Below are 20,839 nucleotides of genomic sequence, written 5' to 3'. Positions count from 1 at the left end.
AGATTCTGGCGGCTGGCTCGCCGGAAATCCAAATCCTTGATAAGTCGCGTCTAATTCAATTTGAATGGCACAATCTGAGATAACTGTGCCGATAAAGCCGCGCTTCGCATAGCACACGCTTGAACGCCTTGCAACATGGCGTAGGTATTCCAACGCATACATTGAGGTGCCAAACTTTCTGCGCAGCACTACATGAAACTTTGGGGGTCAACATCAACCTGCACTCTGATACCACCAGTTGGCTTGGGAGCGGCAGACAACCAGTTTCTCAGAAAGCCTTGTAAATCAACACTCCGGGGTGCGATTGCGAGCAAACGGAAGCGATATCTGCCCCTCACCAGCGCCATTGCAGCCTCTGCCGGACCGAGGATTTGGACGCCTTCCGAACTAGGACTATTTACTGCAAGAGTTTTGGAAAATTTTTCGGTGAGAGATCTGTCGGCTCCAGAAACAATCAATGCCGCGAGTCTCCCAAATGGAGGGAGGCCAGCGTTTTCTCGCGACTCGATTTCCGCAGCGTAAAATTCCTCGGGATTTCCGGAGAGAAGTGCCTTTATAACGGGCTGGTCAGGGTTGTAAGTTTGCAGCAATCCCCTGCCTTTTCCGTGTATGCGGCCTGCACGACCGGTCACCTGTGCCAGAAGCTGGAAAGTGCGCTCTGCTGCCCTTGGATCGCCATTTGCGAGGCCTAAATCAGCATCAACCACCCCTACAAGGGTCATTAGCGGAAAGTTATGCCCTTTTGCGACCAGTTGCGTGCCGATGACAATGTCCACTTCGCCCGTTTCAACGAGCTTCATTTCGCGATTTATGCGCTCTGTTCCGCCCGGCAAATCAGAGGAGAGAACGAGGACGCGCGCCTCGGGGAATAACGCTGAGACATCTTCAGCAATTCGTTCCACGCCAGGACCACATGCAACCAGTGTATCGGGCTTACTGCATTCGGGGCATTTATCCGGTACAGGCTGTGAATAGCCGCAGTGATGACATACCAATTTGCCCTTAAAGCGGTGCTCCACAAGCCAAGCTGAGCAGTTTTCACAATGGAACCGATGGCCGCAGGTTCTACACAGGGTCAGTGGGGCATAACCCCTACGGTTCAAAAAGAGCAGAACCTGGTTACCGTTGGTCAGTGTTTCCTGAATCTCATTGACCAGTGCAGGTGCCAGCCATTTGCCTCGTTCAGGCCCATCACAGCGCATATCAATGCCTTTGATTGTCGGCATTTCCGCGCCGGAAGCACGCACTGGGAGCACGATTTTCGTGTATCGACCCAGCTTCGCATTTACCTGACTTTCCACAGATGGTGTTGCACTGGCGAGCACGACGGGGAAACCAGAGATATGCCCCCGAACAACGGCCATATCCCTAGCGTTGTAGGGAACGCGATCATCTTGCTTGTAGGCTGTATCATGCTCTTCATCCACGACCAGCAAACCTAGCCTGTGAAAAGGAAGGAAAAGTGCGGAGCGCGCGCCCACAACGACCTTCACTTCGCCATTTGCGACTCCCCGCCATGTTCTGGCGCGTCGTTTTGGGGGCACTTGTGAGTGCCATTCGGCTGGTCTGACCCCAAATCGCTGCTCAAACCGATCCAAAAACTGGTTGGTGAGCGCAATTTCAGGGATGAGAACCAGAGCCTGTTCGTTGTTTTTGAGGGCCTCAGCCACAGCTTCGAAATAAACTTCGGTCTTTCCTGAGCCTGTCACCCCATCGATAAGGAAGGCTTTGAAGCCTTTTCCGATGGCCTCACACAACTGATTCGCAGCGCCTTCCTGAAGATCTGTCAGCTTTCGGCCCGGGAGAGTTGGATCAGGATCAGGCAGTGGCGGGGTTGCTGGCAGCATTGCTTCTTCCAGCACGCCTTGCTTTTTAAGACCGTCGATGACCGAGGAACTGACGCCGGCGGCTCCCGCCAAACCGGGGCGTGTCCATGCCATGCCATTTTCAACGAGTTCCATGACTTTTGAGCGCGCAGGCGTCATGCGGTCAGGCTGCATGCCATCAATGTAGCGCACACCGGAGAGCAGCGCCTCTGGTTCCAGAGCCTCTTCGGAACGCAGCACCATGCGCAAAACCATGCCCGGAGCGCCTAGCGTCCATGCAGCAACCCAGTCTATGTATTTCCTAAGATCTTCAGCGATTGGGGGCGTATCGTAGACATGCAGTATGCTTTTCAGCCTTTTGGGATTAACCTTTGTATCCGGTTCTCCATCCCAAACAGCGCCGATCACCTCACGCGGGCCAAGAGGCACACGCACGATGGAACCGGGGCGTACGTCCATGTCAGCTGGTACTTTATAGGAATAAGCACCTGCGACAGCGACAGGAACCAGCACAGGTACAATCACCTCTGGTTCACACATCTGGCCGTTGCCAAAAAACTCAGTTTGCTGACTCACGAAACTCCATTCCTTGTTGAGCACTTGCTGGTTTTGCTGCGCATTCTTATCCTAAAACCGAAATCCAGTTTTCGGGAACACGCTTTAGCGGGTTTTACTCTTGTTGTTTCTATACACTCTGGGCTAAACACATACCGGAATTCCCCCCTAGGCCTCCGGTACCCTACGAGAGGCTACTAAGAAATCAGGAGCCTTTCCGGCATGAAATTCTTCGTTGATACTGCTGACACCAACGACATTAAAGAGCTGGCTGCAACCGGTCTTCTCGATGGTGTTACCACTAACCCATCTCTTATCATGAAATCTGGCCGTCCAATGAAAGAAGTCATCGCAGAGATCTGCGAGCTTGTGGATGGTCCTGTTTCTGCTGAAGTTGTCGCAACCGACGCTGAAGGCATGCTGAAAGAAGCTGAAGAGCTGATCGCAATTGCAGACAACATCTGCATCAAGTTGCCTTTGACTTTGGAAGGCCTGAAAGCTTGCCGCGTTCTGGCGAACAAAGGCGTGCAGACCAACGTGACCCTTTGCTTCTCTGCAAACCAGGCTCTTCTGGCTGCAAAAGCTGGCGCGACCTTCATTTCTCCATTCATTGGCCGTCTGGACGACATCAACATTGAAGGCCTGGACCTGATTGCTGAAATCCGTCAGATCTATGATAACTACGGCTTCACCACCGAAATTCTTGCAGCTTCTATCCGTAGCGCAAACCACGTGAAAGATTGCGCTCTTATCGGCGCTGATGTTGCAACCATCCCACCTTCAACACTGAAGGGCCTCGTGAAGCACCCACTGACCGACAAAGGTCTGGAAGCATTCATGAAGGACTGGGCAGCAACTGGTCAGAGCATCGTTTAAGCTCATTTCGTTTTCGCATATCGCGATGATATTAAGCGCGGGCCATCGGGTCCGCGTTTTTTGTTTTATGGTGCAGTCTCAGCCAGCCCAAGCCTATCTAAAATTCAGGTATCCGCAGTATGACCACGAAAATCCTGATAAGTGCGTGCTTGCTTGGTGAGCCAGTCCGCTACAACGGCAGTGGCCTACCACTTGAAAGCAGTATTCTAACTGGTTGGAAGGAAGCCGGTATTCTGGTGCCCCTTTGCCCGGAAGTCGCAGCAGGATTTCCAACACCGCGCCCACCGGCTGAGATTGAAGAGAACCAATTGGGCACAGATGTTCTCGAAGGCCATGGCGGAATTTTTGAAGACAATGGGCGCGACGTCACCAACCAGTTTCGCCTTGGTGCTAGCATCGCCGTGCAGACTGCACTTGAAACAGGGTGCCGCTTCGCATTGCTCACTGATGGCAGCCCATCCTGCGGGAGCACTTTCATCTACAGCGGCAATCACGATGGGCAGACACGTTCGGGGATGGGTGTCGTCGCTGCTGATCTGCGCAAGAACGGCGTTGAGGTATTTGCTCAGCATCAGATAAAAGATTTGGCCAAGCAGTTGTGCAGCTAAGCATTCAGCAAAGGAACTAAGAGTGCAGTTAACTCACTCTATTTTCACGCCCTACGATGCATATGTTGCAATCCATTCCGTCACAAGCCGGAAGTACTTTGCTCGCAAATCACGCTGGTCTTGAGGCAGGCTAGAGACAAGATCTGCTTTCAGATCAATTATGTTCTCCGTAGCGGGGTATTCACGCTCTGCAACTGATGCTAGCGCAGTGTGATTTGAGCCGCTCCAATCGTGGTTCACTTTAAAATCGTATCTCGCAAGTCCATCATGCCAGGTTGCATCCAGATTGAGCCATGCCCCCTGCTCTAACACCCGCACATAGTGGTGAAAGTCCGGCACGCGTTCACGAGTAGCGATTGTTTTTAGCTCTTCCGGAAAACTTCCATGAACAGGTGTGCTCTCGTTGAAGTACGTGAACATCGTGATGATCTCAGCTTGATATCCAGCTTCACGGAGAAAATCTCTCAGCAGAATGTGTTTCCCCGAGCAAGAACCAACGTTGCTTGTATAAACGGCCTTTGGATCTCGGTTACCAGTTGACCCGTATGGGATGTTGCGCACGTGGTGATAGATCTGCGGAAGAGACCGTAAGCTATTCTCCCGCATAATTTTCTGCAGAAATTCTTTGTATTTCTTCACTTAGCTGTCAATGCTCCCTGTTCAAAATAAGAAACAGCTAGTATTTCCCGAAAAACCTCACAAGCAAAGCCTTAGGCTCTGCATTTTCGCTAAGTACTATTTCTCTCCTCTTCATCACCATCGGCAAGGTTCACACCCATTCATTCGGTCAGAGTGGAACGGCACAAACCAGTATCCACCGCGTCAAACAGTGTTGGCAGGGTTTTCTTAACTCTCCCTCGCCAGTTTCTGATGGTGACCTCGAAAGACTCCTTCATGCGTAAACTCATTGTATTTTCTGCTGCCCTTTTGGCTTGCATTTGGACAACTACAGCCTTTTCTGCACCACCAACCAGCTTTTCTCAGGCCAAGCGCCTGTTGGAGAAGCATATTTATCCGTCAGAAGAGTATCGTGAGACCTTCTATTGTGGTTGTTCCTACGATGGGAAAAAGCAGGTGGATGCTGACAGCTGCGGGTACGAACCACGCAAAAACGCCAAGCGCGGCAAGCGGATTGAGTGGGAGCACATCGTGCCAGCTTCCCGTTTTGGCAAAACACGCGCCTGTTGGAGCGAAGGTGACCCGGCCTGTACCACCAAGAAGGGCAAATCCTATAAGGGCCGTCGATGCTGCTCTAAAGTTGATGCAGATTTCAAGCGTATGGAAGCTGATCTCCATAACCTAGTTCCAGCCGTTGGTGAGTTAAACGGAGACCGCTCCAATTATCGTATGGCTGTTATCACCGGCGAGGACCGGACTTATGGCGCTTGTGATTTTGAAATTGACAGCAGCCGGAAAGTTGCCGAGCCGATGGCTGAGACGCGTGGTGATATTGCGCGGATCTATCTGTACATGCAGACCACCTACGGCATGCCGCTGACAGAGACTGAGGTCGAGATGTTCAACCAGTGGATGGTAGAGGATCCGGTCTCTGAAGAAGAGCAGCTGCGTGATGCGCGCATCCTAGAAATTCAGGGTAACACCAATCCACTCATCTCAGTTGGTTTCTAACCAGGTCCTCTTTTCGCTTCCTACCGTCATAATTGTGTACCGACACATCATCTACCCTAGGGTAAGGTGTTATGACGGTGGGAGGGTACAATGGCAGTTGAAACTGAGAATCTGAAATTCCTTGTTGGTCCGAAGACAGTCCTCGATCATTTAGAGGATAACCCACTGGATGATCTTGAGGGCGAGATTATCGGGTTTATTGATGCTGCAGAGCGCTCGCTCGACATAGCAATTCAAGAAATAGACAATAAACGCATAACCAACGCACTTATCAACGCAAAGCGGCGCGGGGTGCGGGTGCGGGTGGTATCCGAGGCGGATTACTTAAGTGTGGATGAGCCTGCTGAAGACCCGCATTCGAGCGACCCTCGTGTTGAGAACGAGGTGAACCGGCAACTTCATGCGGCGTTGCTGCGCTCTAAGGTGTGGGTTCGGACCGACTTTAACCCACGGATATTCCATCAAAAATTCATTATCCGGGATGGAAATGCTGTTCTGACAGGTTCTACAAACTTCACTGAGACCGGCACGCATCGCAATCTCAATCACCTTCTCATCATCAAAGATGAGAAGGTTGCCGATATCTTTGAACGGGAATTCAGGGAGATTAAACGCGGGCGCTTTGGCCGATATAGCGTTGATGAGAATGAATCCGAGAACACGCCGAAAGAAGTGATTGTCGACGACATCCGCGTGAAAGTTTGCTTTGCACCGGACCACGCGCCAGAGATGGAAGTCACCAAACAGATGACAAAAGCTAAGGAACGGGTAGATTTCGCGATCTTCACCTTCTCCAAAAGTTCCGGTATTGATGATGCCATGTTGCTGTTGATGGAGGCTGGACGCAAGGTACGTGGTGCGCTTGATGCCCGGCAAGGCGGTCAGGACTGGGCAGCGACCCAACCCCTTGCAGAAGCTGGTGCTGATTTGCATTTTGTTCGCGGATCAAGCCGAATTGGTAAGCTTCATCATAAGCTTATGGTGATTGATGATAGCATTATGATTGTCGGCAGCTTCAATTACACAGGCCCGGCGAACCGTTTTAATGATGAGAACATCGTAGTTCTGGGGGACTCACTGGTACCGACCGAGAACCAAAAGCGGTTTGCGATGGCTGCGCGGCAAGAGATTGACCGGATCATCAGCGACCATGGGCAACCAATCGTCGTCGGCTAAATTTGCTCATGCATATCGTAAAAGCGTGAATGTTTATCTTTTGGTAACCATTCAGCCAGATTTGGCGCTTACACTTTTGGAATGGCAAATTCCCTTGATAGCGGCGAAGACTTACTCATCATCTGCAAACCAGATGTTACCGCAGCGATTGAAGACTGGATTGATCATCTGGGCTCTGAACGGCGACTGGCTGAACGGACGCTGGAAGCGTATGAGCGTGATACCCGTCAGTTCCTGCGTTTCATGACCAGTTACGAGGGTGAACCGGTTGCTCTGCGGCATCTGGAGTCTTTGAAACCAAAGGACTTTCGCGCTTTTCTGGCGACACGTCGGAAGGACGGCGCGCAGACGCGGACATTGGCCCGTGGCCTTGCTGGCATCCGCTCTTTCCTCTCGTTTTTGGAGGAGCGCGGTGAGGTGAATGCGGCTGGAGCTGCGGCGGTCCGTACACCGAGACTTCCCCGCAGCCTACCCAAGCCTATCCCCGTTGAGGAAGCCAAAGCGATTGTCAGCAGCGATCTCGCTTTCGAGGACACTCCCTGGGTTGAAGCCCGTAACGCAGCAGTATTTACACTGCTCTACGGTTGCGGCCTCCGCATCTCTGAAGCGCTGTCTCTGACATCGGCCTCAGCGCCGAAGGAGGGAGATAAGTCTTTGAAAATTCGCGGTAAAGGCAACAAAGAACGGCTTGTTCCGGTTCTGCCAGTGGTAATAGAAGCTATTGAGGCCTACAAAGAGCAATGCCCCTATGACCTGTCAGGCAGCTCCCCGCTGTTTCGCGGCGTTCGTGGCGGTCCGTTGAATGCGCGCATGATCCAGCTCGCAATGCAAAAGATCCGCAGCGCTCTCGGACTTCCGGATACCGCAACTCCTCACGCTTTACGCCATTCGTTTGCAACTCACTTACTCTCTGAAGGCGGGGATTTGAGGAGCATTCAAGAGTTGCTGGGACACGCAAGTCTTTCTACCACACAGATTTATACGGAAGTGAACAGTGCACAGCTGTTGGACGCTTATGACAAGGCACACCCGCGTCGTTGATAGGTGATCCCGTTCCCTCAGATCACCTTGATCTCCCCTAGCAGATCCCCTAGGTTCAGCGGTGTGAAACGGGGTGCCCGACACTTGTGTTGTGGCTGAGATCATACTCGAAGAACCTGCTCTGGATAATTCCAGCGAAGGGAGCACTCACACCGTGTTGGGGGATAGTTTCTTCTGGCGGCATGCCAAGGCCCTGACACCAGCTCTCTTTCGCACAACAAGACCGAGGATAAAAATGGGTCGTGTCGAAAGCGCTTGCGCAACTCTTTCCGCAATTCGTGAAAACAGTCCACTCGTCCATAACATGACGAACATCGTGGTAGCGAACACCACTGCTAACGCCCTGCTGGCCATTGGCGCTTCTCCTGCCATGGTGGATGGCCCGGAAGAAGCCCCTGAACTTGCAAGTGTTGCAGGGGCATTAGTGGTCAACGTTGGCACAGTTACCCCTGCTCAGGCAGAGGCGATGAAGCTTGCAACTACTGCAGCTCACAAAGCTGGCCGTCCTTGGGTGCTGGACCCGGTGGCTGTTGGAGCGCTGACCTTCCGCACCAAGCTGGCTGGTGAATTGCTGGAGAACAAGCCGAGCGTTATTCGCGGCAATGCCTCTGAAATCATGGCACTTGCTGGTCTGGGTGCAGGTGGAAAAGGCGTTGATAGCACCGATAGTTCTGAGGCTGCTCTCGCAGGAGCAAAAGAACTGGCGCAGCAGACAGGCGCTGTTGTTGTTGTCTCTGGGCCGGTGGATTTCATCACAGACGGCAAACGTACTGCTGAAGTCGCCAACGGGGATAAGATGATGCCTTATGTGACTGGTCTTGGTTGCACGGCAACGGCTTTGACTGGCGCGACACTGGCTGTTTGCGACGACCCGTTTGATGCCGCTGTTGATGCGATGATCTTCCTCGGGGTTGTTGGTGAGATTGCTGCAAAAAATGCAGCAGGACCAGCAAGCTTGCAGCTGGATATCATTAACGGTCTCTATCAGCTGAACAGCGATATCCTCAACGCAACAACACGGGTTGAAATGCATGAAGCCGTTGCTTGATCTTTCCGTTTATCTGGTGCTGGGGCCGCAAGACTGCCCCGGTCAGGATCCCGTCGACATTGCAGTTGCAGCTGTACAAAACGGCGCAACTTTGGTCCAGCTGAGAGACAAGACCGGCAGCACACGTGAGCAAATTGAGCTTGCAGAGCGGTTGATGCGAGCATTGAAGCCGCTGAATGTGCCGTTGATCATCAATGACCGTGTGGATGTTGCGTTAGCCGTTGATGCGGACGGGGTTCATGTTGGGCAGGATGATATGGATGCCACGAAAGCCCGGGAGTTGATTGGCGCTAATAAGCTGCTTGGCCTATCGGTCAGCACTCAGGATGAACTTGATGCTGCGGATATTTCTGCCTGCGATTACCTTGGCATAGGCGCCTGCTTCCCGACGGGCAGTAAGGATGATGCGGCTGAGGTGGGCATGCGGAGCTTTGCAGGTCTGACAGCTCAGTCTCAGTTGCCTGTGGTTGGAATTGGCGGAATTTCGCTTGCTAATGCGGATCAGGTGATCAAAGCTGGAGCAGATGGAGTTGCAGTTATTTCAGCAATCTGTGGGGCATCCAGTCCATCCGCAGCTACGCGCAAGCTTCAAGACATTGTCAAAAGCGTAAAAGACCTAGGGTGATAGGATAAAACACGCATTTACTCCTCGCAGAGCCCATTTACATTGATATATGAGAGGACTAGGCGGGGAGCTTTTAGTCATGAAACTTAGACAAACAACATTTATGTGCATGTTCTTCAGCACGTTTGCTTTTCTTGTTTCAGCAACTCAAGCTCAAACAGCCTGTGAAGTGCGCAAATCGGAGATGGCGGAGCTGGGGGACTGGGAAAATCCCAAAGCACGTTTGAAAGAGCTTTCTCAGATTGAAGTTGAAGGCCAGTGCCTTGATGGACAACTGGTTGTGCGCGCCCGGGCCTTCACCAGCTGCTCCCCTCGTGACTGCAAATGGGGTTGGGCTCCAGGGCAGCTTAGTTTTTCTGGCGTACTAACGTTCCGGTTTGGTGGCTTCTTCAAAGCGCAACACATTGAGCTTCGGCCAATGGGGGAACGTATTCAGGCCTATGTGCGAACAGAGAACCACGATCCAACGATTCCCAATAAGACACGCAGCTACATCCTTGTTCGCCAATAGCAAAAAAGCCGCCTCAGTTTCCTGAAGCGGCTTTTTCTTAATCTGGAACTTCCAGATTACATATGGATTGGCTTGGCGAATGTCGCCATAGCAGCTTCTTTCACTGCCTCAGACATTGTTGGGTGCGCATGACAGGTGCGACCCAGATCTTCTGAGGAACCGCCGAATTCCATCAGAACACATGCTTCGTGGATCATCTCGCCAGCACCGAAGCCAACGATGTGAACGCCGAGCACGCGATCTGTTTCAGCATCAGCCAGAACTTTCACGAAACCGTCTGTGTGCAGCATTGCTTTTGCACGACCGTTTGCGGAGAACGGGAATTTGCCGGACTTGAACTTGATACCAGCAGCTTTCAGCTCTTCTTCAGTCTTGCCAACGCTGGCAACTTCTGGAGAGGTGTAAACAACGCCAGGAATGACGTCATAGTTTACGTGTCCAGCCTGGCCAGAAAGCATTTCTGCAACAGCAACACCTTCGTCTTCCGCTTTGTGCGCAAGCATTGGGCCTGCGATCACATCACCGATAGCAAAGATACCGTCAACATTGGTCTTGTAGTGGTTGTCTGTCTTCACGCGGCCACGCTCATCCAGTTCAACACCAGCTTCTGCCAGACCAAGACCTTCTGTGTAAGGACGACGACCGATTGCGACGAGAACCACATCTGCATCCAGAGCTGCAGCGGCGGCTTCACCCGCTGCTGGCTCAACGGTCACTTCCAGAGCACGGCCTTTTTTCTGAACCGCAGTCACCTTGGAGGACAGTTTGAACTTGAGGCCCTGCTTTTTCAGCATACGCAAGAACTGCTTCGAAACGTCTGCATCCATTGGGCCAAGGATCTTGTCCATGAACTCAACAACGGTCACTTCAGCACCAAGACGGGCATAGACGGAACCAAGCTCAAGGCCGATAACGCCAGCGCCGACAACAGTCATGCGGTTAGGCACTTTATCCAGAGCCAAAGCGCCGGTTGAGGAGACGATGGTTTTTTCGTCAATCTCGATACCTGGCAGAGGCATCACGTCAGAACCTGTTGCGATCACGATGTTCTTGGTTTCAACGATGGAAGTAGAGCCGTCTTCAGCTTTTACTTCTACGCGACCAGCGCCAAGTACACGGCCAGTACCAGTGTGAACGTCGATCTTGTTCTTTTTGAAGAGGTAATCGATGCCGGTTACATTGCCGTCGATCACTTTGTCTTTGTGCGCCAGCATTGCCTTCCAGTCCACTTTTGGCTTGGAAGTTTTGATGCCCAGGGCTTCAAAGCTGTGGTTTGCTTCCTCAAACATTTCAGAGGCATGCAGCAGAGCTTTGGATGGAATACAACCGATGTTCAGGCAGGTTCCACCATGGGTCTTACGCTTCTCAACTACAGCAACTTTCATGCCGAGCTGAGCTGCCTTGATTGCACAAACATAACCGCCTGGGCCGGTACCGATGACGACGAGATCGTAGGACATTTGCAAATCCCTGTAAGTAGGCGGGAGAAGGCTGCGACGAAGAGAAGTGCGCCAATTTCCCTTAAAACAAATGTGCCCGGCCAGTGCCGGGCACGTTTATATCAGAGGTCCAGAATCAGACGCTGAGGATCTTCAAGGCTCTCTTTAACGCGAACCAGGAAGGTCACTGCCTCTTTGCCGTCAACGATACGGTGATCGTAGGACAGAGCCAGATACATCATCGGACGGATTTCTACCTGACCGTTGATCGCAACCGGGCGTTCCTGAATTTTGTGCATACCGAGGATACCGGACTGCGGTGCGTTCAGGATTGGAGAGGACATCAAGGAGCCGTAGACACCACCATTGGAGACGGTGAAGGTACCACCCTGCATGTCTGCCATGGAGAGTTTGCCATCACGGCCTTTACGACCGAGGTTGCCGATTTCTTTTTCGATTTCAGCAATAGACATCTGGTCTGCATCACGAACAACAGGAACCACAAGACCCTTCGGAGTGCCAACTGCAACACCGATATGCGCGTAGTTTTTGTAGATGATGTCAGTGCCATCGATCTCAGCGTTTACAGCCGGGATTTCTTTAAGAGCATGGGTAATTGCTTTGGTGAAGAAACCCATGAAGCCAAGCTTTACGCCGTGCTTCTTCTCAAAGATATCCTTGTACTGCTTGCGCAGGTCCATGATCGGCTTCATGTCCACTTCGTTGTAAGTGGTCAGCATAGCCGCAGTGTTCTGGGCATCTTTCAGGCGGCGCGCAATAGTCTGGCGCAGCTTGGTCATGCGAACACGTTCTTCACGAACTTCATCGGTTGGAGCTGAAACGGCGCGCACTGCAACAGGAGCTGGAGCGGCTGCCGGAGCAGCGGAAGCACCAGCAGCAATCGCCGCGAGAACATCACCCTTAAGAACCTGACCGCGCTTGCCGGAGCCTGCAACCTGATCAGCAGAGAGGCCTTTTTCAGCCATCATCTTTGCTGCAGAAGGCGCTGCTGGCATGTTTGTGCCAGAAACGGCTGGTGCAGGAGCGGCAGCTGCCGGAGCAGCAGCGGCAACAGCTGCGCCGTCGCCTTTAGCGATTTTGCAGAGCAGGTTACCAGGCTCAACAGTTGCGCCAGTTGCCTGAGCGATTTCAACCACAGTACCAGCAACTGGGCTAGGCACTTCCTGAGCTGCTTTGTCTGTTTCCAGCTCAACGAGGATATCGTCAGCCTTTACAACGTCACCAACTTTAACTGACCATTCGCCAACTTCAGCTTCGGTAACGCTTTCACCAGCATGTGGTACCAGCACTTCAACTGTTTCAGCAGCTGCAGCAGGCGCAGCTTTAGCAGCCGGTGCAGCTTCGGCAGCAGGAGCGGACACAGCACCAGCTGCACCCTCTGCGATGGAACCCAGAAGGGCACCAACTTCAACAGTATCGCCTTCTTTCACATCAATGCTGTCCAGTTTACCGGCTACAGGTGCAGGCACTTCAACAGTTACCTTGTCTGTTTCCAGCTCAACCAGTGGCTCATCTGCATTCACCGCATCGCCCGGTTTTTTGAACCATTGAGCGATTGTTGCCTCGGTTACGGATTCACCCAGAGTGGGTACTCGAATTTCCGTCGCCATTGTCTCTATCTCTTTTCGTTTCAGGGCCCCTGAAAGGCCTGTCGGACTTACCTGATTACGAGGTACTTACTCGGCGAATGCATCGTCGAGGAAAGCTTGTAGCTGAGCCAAGTGCTTTGACATCAAGCCGGTTGCTGTTGCAGCAGCTGGTGGACGGCCAACGTAACGTGGGCGATGCACTTTCGCATTCACATGCTCCAGAACCCATTCAATGTACTGTTGAATGAAGAACCAGGAGCCCATGTTCTTTGGCTCTTCCTGACACCAAACTACGTCTGCATTCTTGAAACGCGCCATCTCTACGCACAGAGACTTGGTCGGGAACGGATAGAGCTGCTCAACACGGAGGATGTAAACATCGTTGATGTTACGCTTCTCACGCTCTTCGAGCAGGTCATAGTAGACCTTACCTGTACACAGGATCACGCGGCGGATGTCTTCATCCTTCTTCAGCTCAACAGTTGAACCCGGGTTCGTCTGAGCATCATCGTGAAGGAGACGGTGGAAGCTTTCGTCTGCGCCGAAGTCTTCCAGTTTGGAAACTGCACGCTTGTGGCGAAGCAGAGACTTTGGCGTCATCAGAACGAGTGGCTTACGAATGTCACGCTTCAGCTGACGGCGAAGGATATGGAAGTAGTTTGCCGGTGTCGTACAGTTCGCCACCTGCATGTTGTCTTCCGCGCACATCTGCAAGAAACGCTCAAGGCGTGCAGAGGAGTGCTCTGGACCCTGACCTTCATAGCCGTGCGGCAGCAAGCAAACCAGACCGGACATACGCAGCCATTTACGCTCACCAGAGGAGATGAACTGGTCGAACAGCACCTGTGCGCCGTTTGCGAAGTCACCGAACTGTGCTTCCCACATGGTCAGCGCATTTGGTTCTGTCAGCGAGTAACCGTATTCAAAGCCCAACACTGCTTCTTCAGAAAGCATGGAGTTGATGACTTCATAACGGCCCTGCTTTTCACCAACGTGGTTCAGCGGGATATAACGGCCTTCGTCTTCCTGATCATAAAGAACAGAGTGACGTTGAGAGAAAGTACCGCGCTCACAATCCTGACCGGACAAGCGAACAGAATGACCTTCTTTCAGCAACGCACCGAATGCCATTGCCTCACCCATTGCCCAATCGATACCTTCACCGGTCTCGATCATTTTGGCACGGTTGTTCATGAAGCGGCGGATCGTGCGGTGTGCATTGAAGTCATCAGGAACATTGGTCAGCTTGCCGCCGAGTTCCTTGAGTTCATCCATTGGAAGACCTGTTGAACCACGACGTGGCTCGTCAACTTCCTTCGCAACCTTCATCTTAGACCAACGGCCATCAAGCCAGTCGGCTTTGTTTGGCTTGTAGGCTTGACCTGTTTCGAATTCACGATCCAGATGCGAACGCCAATCAGCTTTTGCTTTATCAACGTCCTCAGCAGTCATCAGACCTTCTTTGACCAGCTTGTCAGCGTAGATCTGAAGGGTTGTTTCATGCTTGCGGATCTTGCGGTACATGATCGGCTGCGTAAACGCAGGCTCATCACCTTCGTTATGACCAAAGCGGCGATAACAGATGATATCAATCACGACCGGACGGCCGAATTTCTGACGGTATTCAGTCGCGATCTTTGCAGCAAAAGTAACAGCTTCCGGATCATCACCATTTGCATGGAAGATCGGCGCTTCAATCACTTTCGCAACGTCAGACGGATAAGGTGAAGACCGTGAGAAACGTGGGTTGGTTGTAAAACCGATCTGGTTGTTGATGATCACATGGATCGAACCACCAGTGCGGTGACCACGAAGCGCGGACAGACCGAAACATTCAGCAACAACACCCTGACCAGCAAATGCAGCGTCACCGTGCAGAAGCAATGGCAGTACGTTATCACGATCAACTTCCGACGTTTCTTTCCAGCCAGCGAGCTGATCCTGCTTGGCGCGAACCTTACCCAGAACAACCGGGTTTACGATCTCAAGGTGAGACGGGTTTGCAGTCAAAGACAGGTGAACGTTGTTGTTGTCAAAGGAGCGGTCAGAAGAAGCACCGAGGTGGTACTTCACATCACCGGAGCCTTCCACATCGTCAGGAGCGTAGGAACCGCCCTTGAATTCGTGGAAGATCGCACGATGTGGTTTGCCCATCACCTGAGACAGAACGTTCAGGCGGCCACGGTGTGCCATGCCCAGAACGATGTCTTTTACACCAAGAGCACCACCACGTTTGATGATCTGCTCAAGCGCCGGGATCAGTGCTTCACCACCGTCCAGACCGAAACGTTTTGTTCCGGTGTACTTTACATCAAGGAACTTCTCGAAGCCTTCGGCCTCTACAAGTTTATTGAGGATCGCTTTTTTACCTTCTGGCGTGAAGGCAACATGCTTGTCGGGACCTTCAATGCGCTCCTGGATCCATGCTTTTGCAGCAGGATCAGAGATGTGCATGAACTCAACACCAAGGGTGGAGCAATAGGTCCGTTTCAGAATTTCCAGCATCTGACGGATGGTGGCGAATTCCATGCCCAGAACATTGTCCAGGAAGATCTTCCGATCCCAGTCCGCTTCAGAGAAGCCATAGGTCGCGGGATGCAACTCTTCATGGTCACCAGGAACAGCAAGGCGGAGCGGGTCAAGATCAGCATGCAAGTGGCCGCGCATACGGTAAGCACGGATCATCATGATCGCACGAACACTATCGCGAGTTGCCTGCAGCACCTGATCTTCGGTTAGCTCAACACCATTCTTCTTGGCCGAGGACTTGATCTTTTTGCTGACTTCTTTTTCAGCTGGCCAATCGCCATCAAGAGCTGAAACCAGTTCACCATTTGCTGGAACTGGCCAATCAGAACGCTGCCAAGTTGCTCCGCGAGCTTCCTTGATTACGTCCTCTGGATTGTCCTGAAGCGAAGAAAAGAATTCTATCCACTCGGGGTCGAGTGAATTCGGGTTTTCCTGATATTGAGCATAGAGCTCTTCAATATAAGGAGCGTTGGCGCCGTAAAGAAACGACGTCAGCGCGAATACGTTGTTCGCGTCCTGCCGAGCCATCGTTTTTAAGCGGACTGTTGATCCGCCCTACTTTCTTTGGGCGGGTGTCACACACCACATACCCTTGGGTCCCGCGACTGACAGCAAGCCTGGGGACTTACTGCCTTCTCAAGACTGTCGATGAAAGTGATTCACCGACAGTCGATTTAGTATGCCTCCTAAATGGTATAGGAGGTGTAATTTTTAAGCACCCTGCTTCAACTCTTCGAGAAGAGCAACAAGGGTCTTGCCAAGCTTAGCTGGGGATGGAGATACACGGATGCCCGCGTCTTCCATTGCAGCGATCTTGTCGTCCGCTCCGCCTTTACCGCCAGAGATCACAGCACCTGCGTGACCCATGGTGCGGCCTGGAGGCGCTGTACGACCAGCGATGAAGCCAACCATTGGTTTAGAACGGCCTTTTGCAGCCTGTTCTTTGAGCCATTCAGCTGCTTCTTCTTCTGCAGAACCACCGATCTCACCGATCATGATGATGGATTCTGTTTCTGGATCGTCCAGGAACAGGTCCAGCATATCGATGAACTCAGTGCCTTTTACAGGGTCACCACCGATACCGACTGCAGTGGACTGGCCGAGGCCTTCCTGCGAAGTCTGGAAGACTGCTTCATAAGTAAGTGTACCTGAACGGGAAACAATACCTACAGAGCCCTTCTGGAAGATGGAGCCTGGCATAATGCCGATCTTGCACTGTTCAGGTGTCAGAACACCTGGGCAGTTTGGACCGAGAAGACGGCTGTCGGATGCGTCGAGGCGAGCTTTAACCTTCACCATGTCTGCAACCGGGATACCCTCAGTGATACAAACGATGAAAGGAATGCCAGCGTCGATAGCTTCGATGATTGCTGCGCCTGCACCTGCTGGTGGGACGTAAACAACAGAAGCGTTTGCACCAGTTGCGTCTTTCGCTTCTTTAACGGAAGCAAAGATTGGCAGCTCAGCAGCGGATTCGAGTCCGGAAGACCAGGTTTCGCCGCCTTTTTTAGGGTGTACGCCAGCAACCATTTGGGTGCCGAAGTAAGCCAGTGCCTGCTCAGTGTGGAAAGTACCGGTTTTACCGGTCAGACCCTGAACGATGACTTTGGTGTCTTTGTCGACGAGGATAGACATTATGCGACCTCCTTCACAGCAGCCACGATTTTCTGAGCTGCATCGTCGAGATCGTCAGCAGGAATAACATTCATGCCGCTTTCGCTAATGATCTTTTTGCCAAGCTCAACGTTGGTGCCTTCGAGGCGCACAACGAGAGGAACCTGAAGACCAACTTCTTTAACAGCAGCCAGAACGCCTTCTGCAATCACATCACAGCGCATAATGCCGCCGAAGATGTTGACCAGAATGCCCTGAACGTTTGGATCAGAAGTGATGATCTTGAACGCAGAGGTTACTTTCTCTTTGGTCGCACCGCCACCAACATCGAGGAAGTTTGCAGGCTCAGCACCATACAGCTTGATGATGTCCATGGTCGCCATTGCCAGACCAGCACCGTTCACCATGCAGCCGATGTTACCGTCAAGAGCGACGTAAGCGAGGTCGTGCTTGGAAGCTTCGATCTCTTTTTCGTCTTCTTCGGTCTTATCGCGCAGAGCAACAATGTCTTCGTGGCGGAACAGTGCGTTGCCGTCGAAGGATACTTTCGCATCCAGAACGCGCAGACGACCGTTTTCCATGACGATCAATGGGTTGATTTCGAGAAGCGCCATATCTTTTTCTACAAATGCTTTGTAGAGGATTGGGAACAGCTTCATGCCATCCGCACGTGCTTCACCTTCAAGCTTGAGGGTGTCACAAAGAGCAGATGCTTTTTCTTCGGTCACGCCCTGAAGCGGATCGATTGGCAGAGTGAGGATAAGTTCTGGCGTATTGTGCGCAACTTCCTCAATATCCATGCCGCCTTCAGTGGATGCTACGAAAGCAACCTGACCACATGTGCGGTCGACGAGCAGGGAGAGGTACAGTTCGCGGTCAATATCCGCACCGTCTTCGATGTAAAGGCGGTTCACGACTTTACCAGCATCACCGGTCTGCGCAGTCACCAAAGTGTTGCCGAGCATGTCAGCAGCGTGGGACTTTACTTCATCCAAGTTGAATGCAAGACGAACGCCGCCTTTTGCTTCTGGGCCGAGTTCTTTGAACTTGCCCTTACCGCGACCACCTGCGTGGATCTGAGACTTCACAACCCACAACGGGCCTGGAAGGCTTTTTGCAGCAGCTTCAGCTTCATCAGCGGAGAAAATTGCAACACCTTCAGCAACAGGTGCGCCGTATTCCTTCAGGACCTGTTTGGCCTGGTATTCATGTATGTTCATCTGCCCTTCCCATTCTAAGGGGCCCTGCCGAAGCAGGGAGCTAGACTGGCAACGACTAGTGCTGCCAGTCTTTCAGATCATAGCTTGCGTGGCTTATGCCAGAGCAGGCTGGATTTTCTTACAAGCGTCAACAAGACCGTTTACAGAAGAAACAGATTTGTCGAACATCGCTTTTTCATCGCTATTGAGATCAATTTCAATGATACGTTCGATGCCGTTTTCGCCAATAACAGTTGGCACGCCAAGGTACATGTCTTTCTGACCGTACTGGCCATCAAGGTATGCAGCACATGGAAGAACGCGCTTTTTGTCTTTGAGGTAGCTTTCTGCCATTGCGATAGCAGATGCAGCTGGTGCGTAGAATGCGGAACCAGTTTTCAGAAGACCAACGATCTCTGCGCCACCATCACGGGTGCGCTGAACGATTTCTTCGAGACGCTCAGCAGTGAGCCAGCCCATTTTCACCAGATCGGTGAGTGGAACGCCAGCAACAGTGGAGTAGCGTGTCAGTGGAACCATTGTATCGCCGTGACCGCCAAGAACGAATGCGGTTACGTCTTCTACAGATACTTTGAATTCTTCTGCGAGGAAGTAACGGAAGCGAGCGCTATCCAATACGCCAGCCATGCCAACAACTTTGTTTGCTGGGAGACCGGAGAATTTCTGCAGAGCCCAAACCATCGCGTCGAGCGGGTTGGTGATGCAGATTACGAATGCGTCTGGAGCGTACTTCTTAATACCAGCGCCAACCTGCTCCATAACCTTCAGGTTAATTTCAAGCAGATCATCACGGCTCATGCCAGGTTTACGAGGAACACCTGCAGTCACGATGACGACATCAGAACCAGCGATGCCTTCATAGGTGTTTGTGCCAGACAGACCAGAGTCAAAGCCGTCAACTGGAGAAGATTCTGCCAAGTCCAAAGCTTTGCCCTGAGGCATACCTTCAGCGATGTCGAACAGAACGATATCACCCAGTTCTTTCAGACCAGCGAGGTGTGCAAGTGTGCCACCAATCTGACCGGATCCAATCAAAGCAATCTTGTTGCGCGCCATGAGGAGCTCCCCTTTACGTAACATAGAACCATGATATATGGTGCCTATTTGTCGCAGTGGGTAGCGGTTTTGACGGATGTGCGCAACCCAAATGAAACACACATCCGCGTTATTTTCCATAAAATGACGTTTTTTTAGCAGTTTGGATAAGCTCTCAATACGTCATTTCTGAATAAAATTAAATTTTTTCAGTTTTCGATATTATGCTCACGCATCAAGTACTCTTCCGAACGCATTTCGATCAGACGTGAAGCTGTCCGATCAAACTCAAATGCTTCGGTCCCAGATGAGGCAACATACAGCTCTTGTGGCTCTGCGCCTGCCTGAATCACGAGATGAACGTGATTGTCGTAGAGTGTGTCGATCAGGTTGATGAATCGCTTTGCTTCATTCCTGCGTGACTTGTCCAGCACGGGCACACCTTCGAGGAAAACTGTGTTGAAAGCATGTGCAATACGCAGGTAATCAGAGGGCCCTAGCGGGGTGCAGCACAATTCCTGAAATGTGAACCAGGCAATCGCGCTACAGGTGCGGCTCACAGGTATTTTCCGGCCTTTGTTTTCCAACTCAACAAGATGGCACTGAAGCCCATAAGTCATACTGTCCCAAAGCTTCTCCATTTTCTGAAGGCTTTTAGGACCAAGCGGCTCAAGATACGTGTCTGAGCCAGAAAGCTTCTCAAGGCGGTAATCGGTTGGTGCATCCAAGTGAATGACACTCATTCGCTCATTCAAAGAACGGATGAATGGAAGAATGTGATTTCTATTCAGTCCATCTTTATAGAGCTCATCCGGCACAACGTTTGAGGTACACACAACGACAACACCAGCCTCGAACAATTTGCTAAAAAGCCGCCCAAGAAGCATGGCATCGGCGATATCAGTTACAGTGAATTCATCAAAGCATAGGAGCCGCGTTGTGCTGATAATCTCTTCAGCAACCGGGATGATTGGATCGCGGTCCTTGATCGTACCAGCACTGATCTGCTTGCGGACCATGAATATGCGATCGTGGATCTCCTCCATAAACTCATGGAAGTGAGAACGATGCTTTTTAGGTTCGGGGCTTAGATCATAGAACAGATCCATGAGCATGGTTTTGCCACGTCCGACAGAACCCCAAACATACAGGCCTTTGATGTAGTCGGGCTCTTCTTTGCCTTTTCCAAACAGGCGACCTAACAGCCCCTTTTTCTCTTCTGGCTTCCGCTGCGCCATTTCTGCCGTCAAAGCATCCAGAGACTTTGCCACCTGAATTTGCGCCGGATCGGCCTCCAGGTCGCCCCGCGCGACCATCGCTTCGTAGTGGGCAAGGACGGTTGTTAGGTTAGACGTATTCTCAAGCACGGAGCTCACATTCCTTAAGCTGTATTTCAGAGGGCAAATCACGCCGATCCGATGGGCTATATTTGCCCATGGCATAAAGGAGAGCGCTACCCAAACGCAAGTACAATAGGGTTTATTCGTAAAACCAACG

At 51.8% G+C, this 20,839-nt stretch carries 17 protein-coding genes; 8 read left to right on the top strand and 9 right to left on the bottom strand.

Going from position 1 to position 20,839, the window contains the following annotated elements; genetic code table 11:
- Positions 1-188: 188 nt before the first annotated feature.
- Positions 189-2,366: a primosomal protein N' gene (locus BM231_RS03010; RefSeq protein WP_093517066.1), complete on the bottom strand. Its 2,178-nt coding sequence runs from the start codon at positions 2,364-2,366 to the stop codon at positions 189-191.
- A gap of 237 nt (positions 2,367-2,603) precedes the next feature.
- Between BM231_RS03010 and fsa the strand changes: the two genes are divergently transcribed.
- Together fsa and BM231_RS03000 are read left to right on the top strand one after the other, a co-directional pair.
- Complete coding sequence (fsa, locus tag BM231_RS03005; protein ID WP_057462970.1) at positions 2,604-3,257, top strand: fructose-6-phosphate aldolase; 654 nt, start codon at positions 2,604-2,606, stop codon at positions 3,255-3,257.
- Positions 3,258-3,376: 119 nt separating this feature from the next.
- Positions 3,377-3,865, top strand: a complete 489-nt coding sequence (locus BM231_RS03000) for a 2-thiouracil desulfurase family protein (RefSeq protein ID WP_093516601.1) — start codon at positions 3,377-3,379, stop codon at positions 3,863-3,865.
- A 51-nt stretch (positions 3,866-3,916) separates the two neighbouring features.
- Here BM231_RS03000 and BM231_RS02995 read toward each other — a convergent pair whose 3' ends face one another.
- Positions 3,917-4,471: a transglutaminase domain-containing protein gene (locus tag BM231_RS02995; RefSeq protein WP_093516599.1), complete on the bottom strand. Its 555-nt coding sequence runs from the start codon at positions 4,469-4,471 to the stop codon at positions 3,917-3,919.
- Between the two features lie 288 nt (positions 4,472-4,759).
- Here BM231_RS02995 and BM231_RS02990 point away from each other — a divergent pair, with 288 nt between their 5' ends.
- The 6 genes from BM231_RS02990 (at position 4,760) to BM231_RS02965 (ending at position 9,895) form a co-directional block, all read left to right on the top strand.
- Entirely contained in the window at positions 4,760-5,494 is a 735-nt protein-coding gene (locus BM231_RS02990) for an endonuclease (RefSeq protein WP_093517064.1), read from the top strand.
- Between the two features lie 90 nt (positions 5,495-5,584).
- A complete protein-coding gene (locus tag BM231_RS02985) occupies positions 5,585-6,670 on the top strand; it encodes a phospholipase D-like domain-containing protein (RefSeq protein WP_093516597.1) in 1,086 nt (361 codons plus the stop codon).
- 81 nt (positions 6,671-6,751) lie between these two features.
- Complete coding sequence (locus tag BM231_RS02980; RefSeq protein WP_093516595.1) at positions 6,752-7,711, top strand: tyrosine recombinase XerC; 960 nt, start codon at positions 6,752-6,754, stop codon at positions 7,709-7,711.
- Between the two features lie 73 nt (positions 7,712-7,784).
- Positions 7,785-8,759, top strand: coding sequence for a hydroxyethylthiazole kinase (gene thiM, locus BM231_RS02975; protein ID WP_425287808.1), 975 nt, complete (start codon positions 7,785-7,787; stop codon positions 8,757-8,759).
- Complete coding sequence (gene thiE / locus BM231_RS02970) at positions 8,743-9,384, top strand: thiamine phosphate synthase (RefSeq protein WP_093516591.1); 642 nt, start codon at positions 8,743-8,745, stop codon at positions 9,382-9,384. Before thiM ends, thiE begins: the two co-directional genes overlap by 17 nt.
- Positions 9,385-9,463: 79 nt before the next feature.
- Positions 9,464-9,895 carry a hypothetical protein gene (locus tag BM231_RS02965; protein WP_093516589.1) on the top strand — a complete coding sequence of 144 codons (432 nt, stop codon included), beginning with the start codon at positions 9,464-9,466 and terminating at the stop codon, positions 9,893-9,895.
- Between the two features lie 56 nt (positions 9,896-9,951).
- Here the strand turns inward: BM231_RS02965 and lpdA are convergent, their stop codons facing one another.
- The 7 genes from lpdA to zapE all read right to left on the bottom strand — a co-directional run bounded on the left by lpdA (position 9,952) and on the right by zapE (position 20,709).
- Positions 9,952-11,355 carry a dihydrolipoyl dehydrogenase gene (lpdA, locus tag BM231_RS02960; protein ID WP_093516587.1) on the bottom strand — a complete coding sequence of 468 codons (1,404 nt, stop codon included), beginning with the start codon at positions 11,353-11,355 and terminating at the stop codon, positions 9,952-9,954.
- Between the two features lie 101 nt (positions 11,356-11,456).
- On the bottom strand, positions 11,457-12,965 hold the full coding sequence (gene odhB / locus BM231_RS02955) for a 2-oxoglutarate dehydrogenase complex dihydrolipoyllysine-residue succinyltransferase (RefSeq protein ID WP_093516585.1): 1,509 nt from the start codon (positions 12,963-12,965) through the stop codon (positions 11,457-11,459).
- Positions 12,966-13,031: 66 nt separating this feature from the next.
- Positions 13,032-16,001 carry a 2-oxoglutarate dehydrogenase E1 component gene (locus BM231_RS02950; RefSeq protein WP_093516583.1) on the bottom strand — a complete coding sequence of 990 codons (2,970 nt, stop codon included), beginning with the start codon at positions 15,999-16,001 and terminating at the stop codon, positions 13,032-13,034.
- 183 nt (positions 16,002-16,184) lie between these two features.
- Entirely contained in the window at positions 16,185-17,108 is a 924-nt protein-coding gene (gene sucD / locus BM231_RS02945) for a succinate--CoA ligase subunit alpha (protein ID WP_057462981.1), read from the bottom strand.
- On the bottom strand, positions 17,108-18,307 hold the full coding sequence (gene sucC / locus BM231_RS02940; RefSeq protein ID WP_093516581.1) for an ADP-forming succinate--CoA ligase subunit beta: 1,200 nt from the start codon (positions 18,305-18,307) through the stop codon (positions 17,108-17,110). Before sucC ends, sucD begins: the two co-directional genes overlap by 1 nt.
- Before the next feature lie 93 nt (positions 18,308-18,400).
- Complete coding sequence (mdh, locus tag BM231_RS02935; protein WP_057462983.1) at positions 18,401-19,363, bottom strand: malate dehydrogenase; 963 nt, start codon at positions 19,361-19,363, stop codon at positions 18,401-18,403.
- A 188-nt stretch (positions 19,364-19,551) separates the two neighbouring features.
- Positions 19,552-20,709 carry a cell division protein ZapE gene (zapE, locus tag BM231_RS02930; protein WP_093516579.1) on the bottom strand — a complete coding sequence of 386 codons (1,158 nt, stop codon included), beginning with the start codon at positions 20,707-20,709 and terminating at the stop codon, positions 19,552-19,554.
- Between the last annotated feature and the right edge of the window lie 130 nt (positions 20,710-20,839).

The organism is Pseudovibrio ascidiaceicola (assembly GCF_900114245.1).
GTDB classification, from domain to species: domain Bacteria; phylum Pseudomonadota; class Alphaproteobacteria; order Rhizobiales; family Stappiaceae; genus Pseudovibrio; species Pseudovibrio ascidiaceicola.
This window is presented reverse-complemented; position numbering and strand designations above follow the sequence as displayed.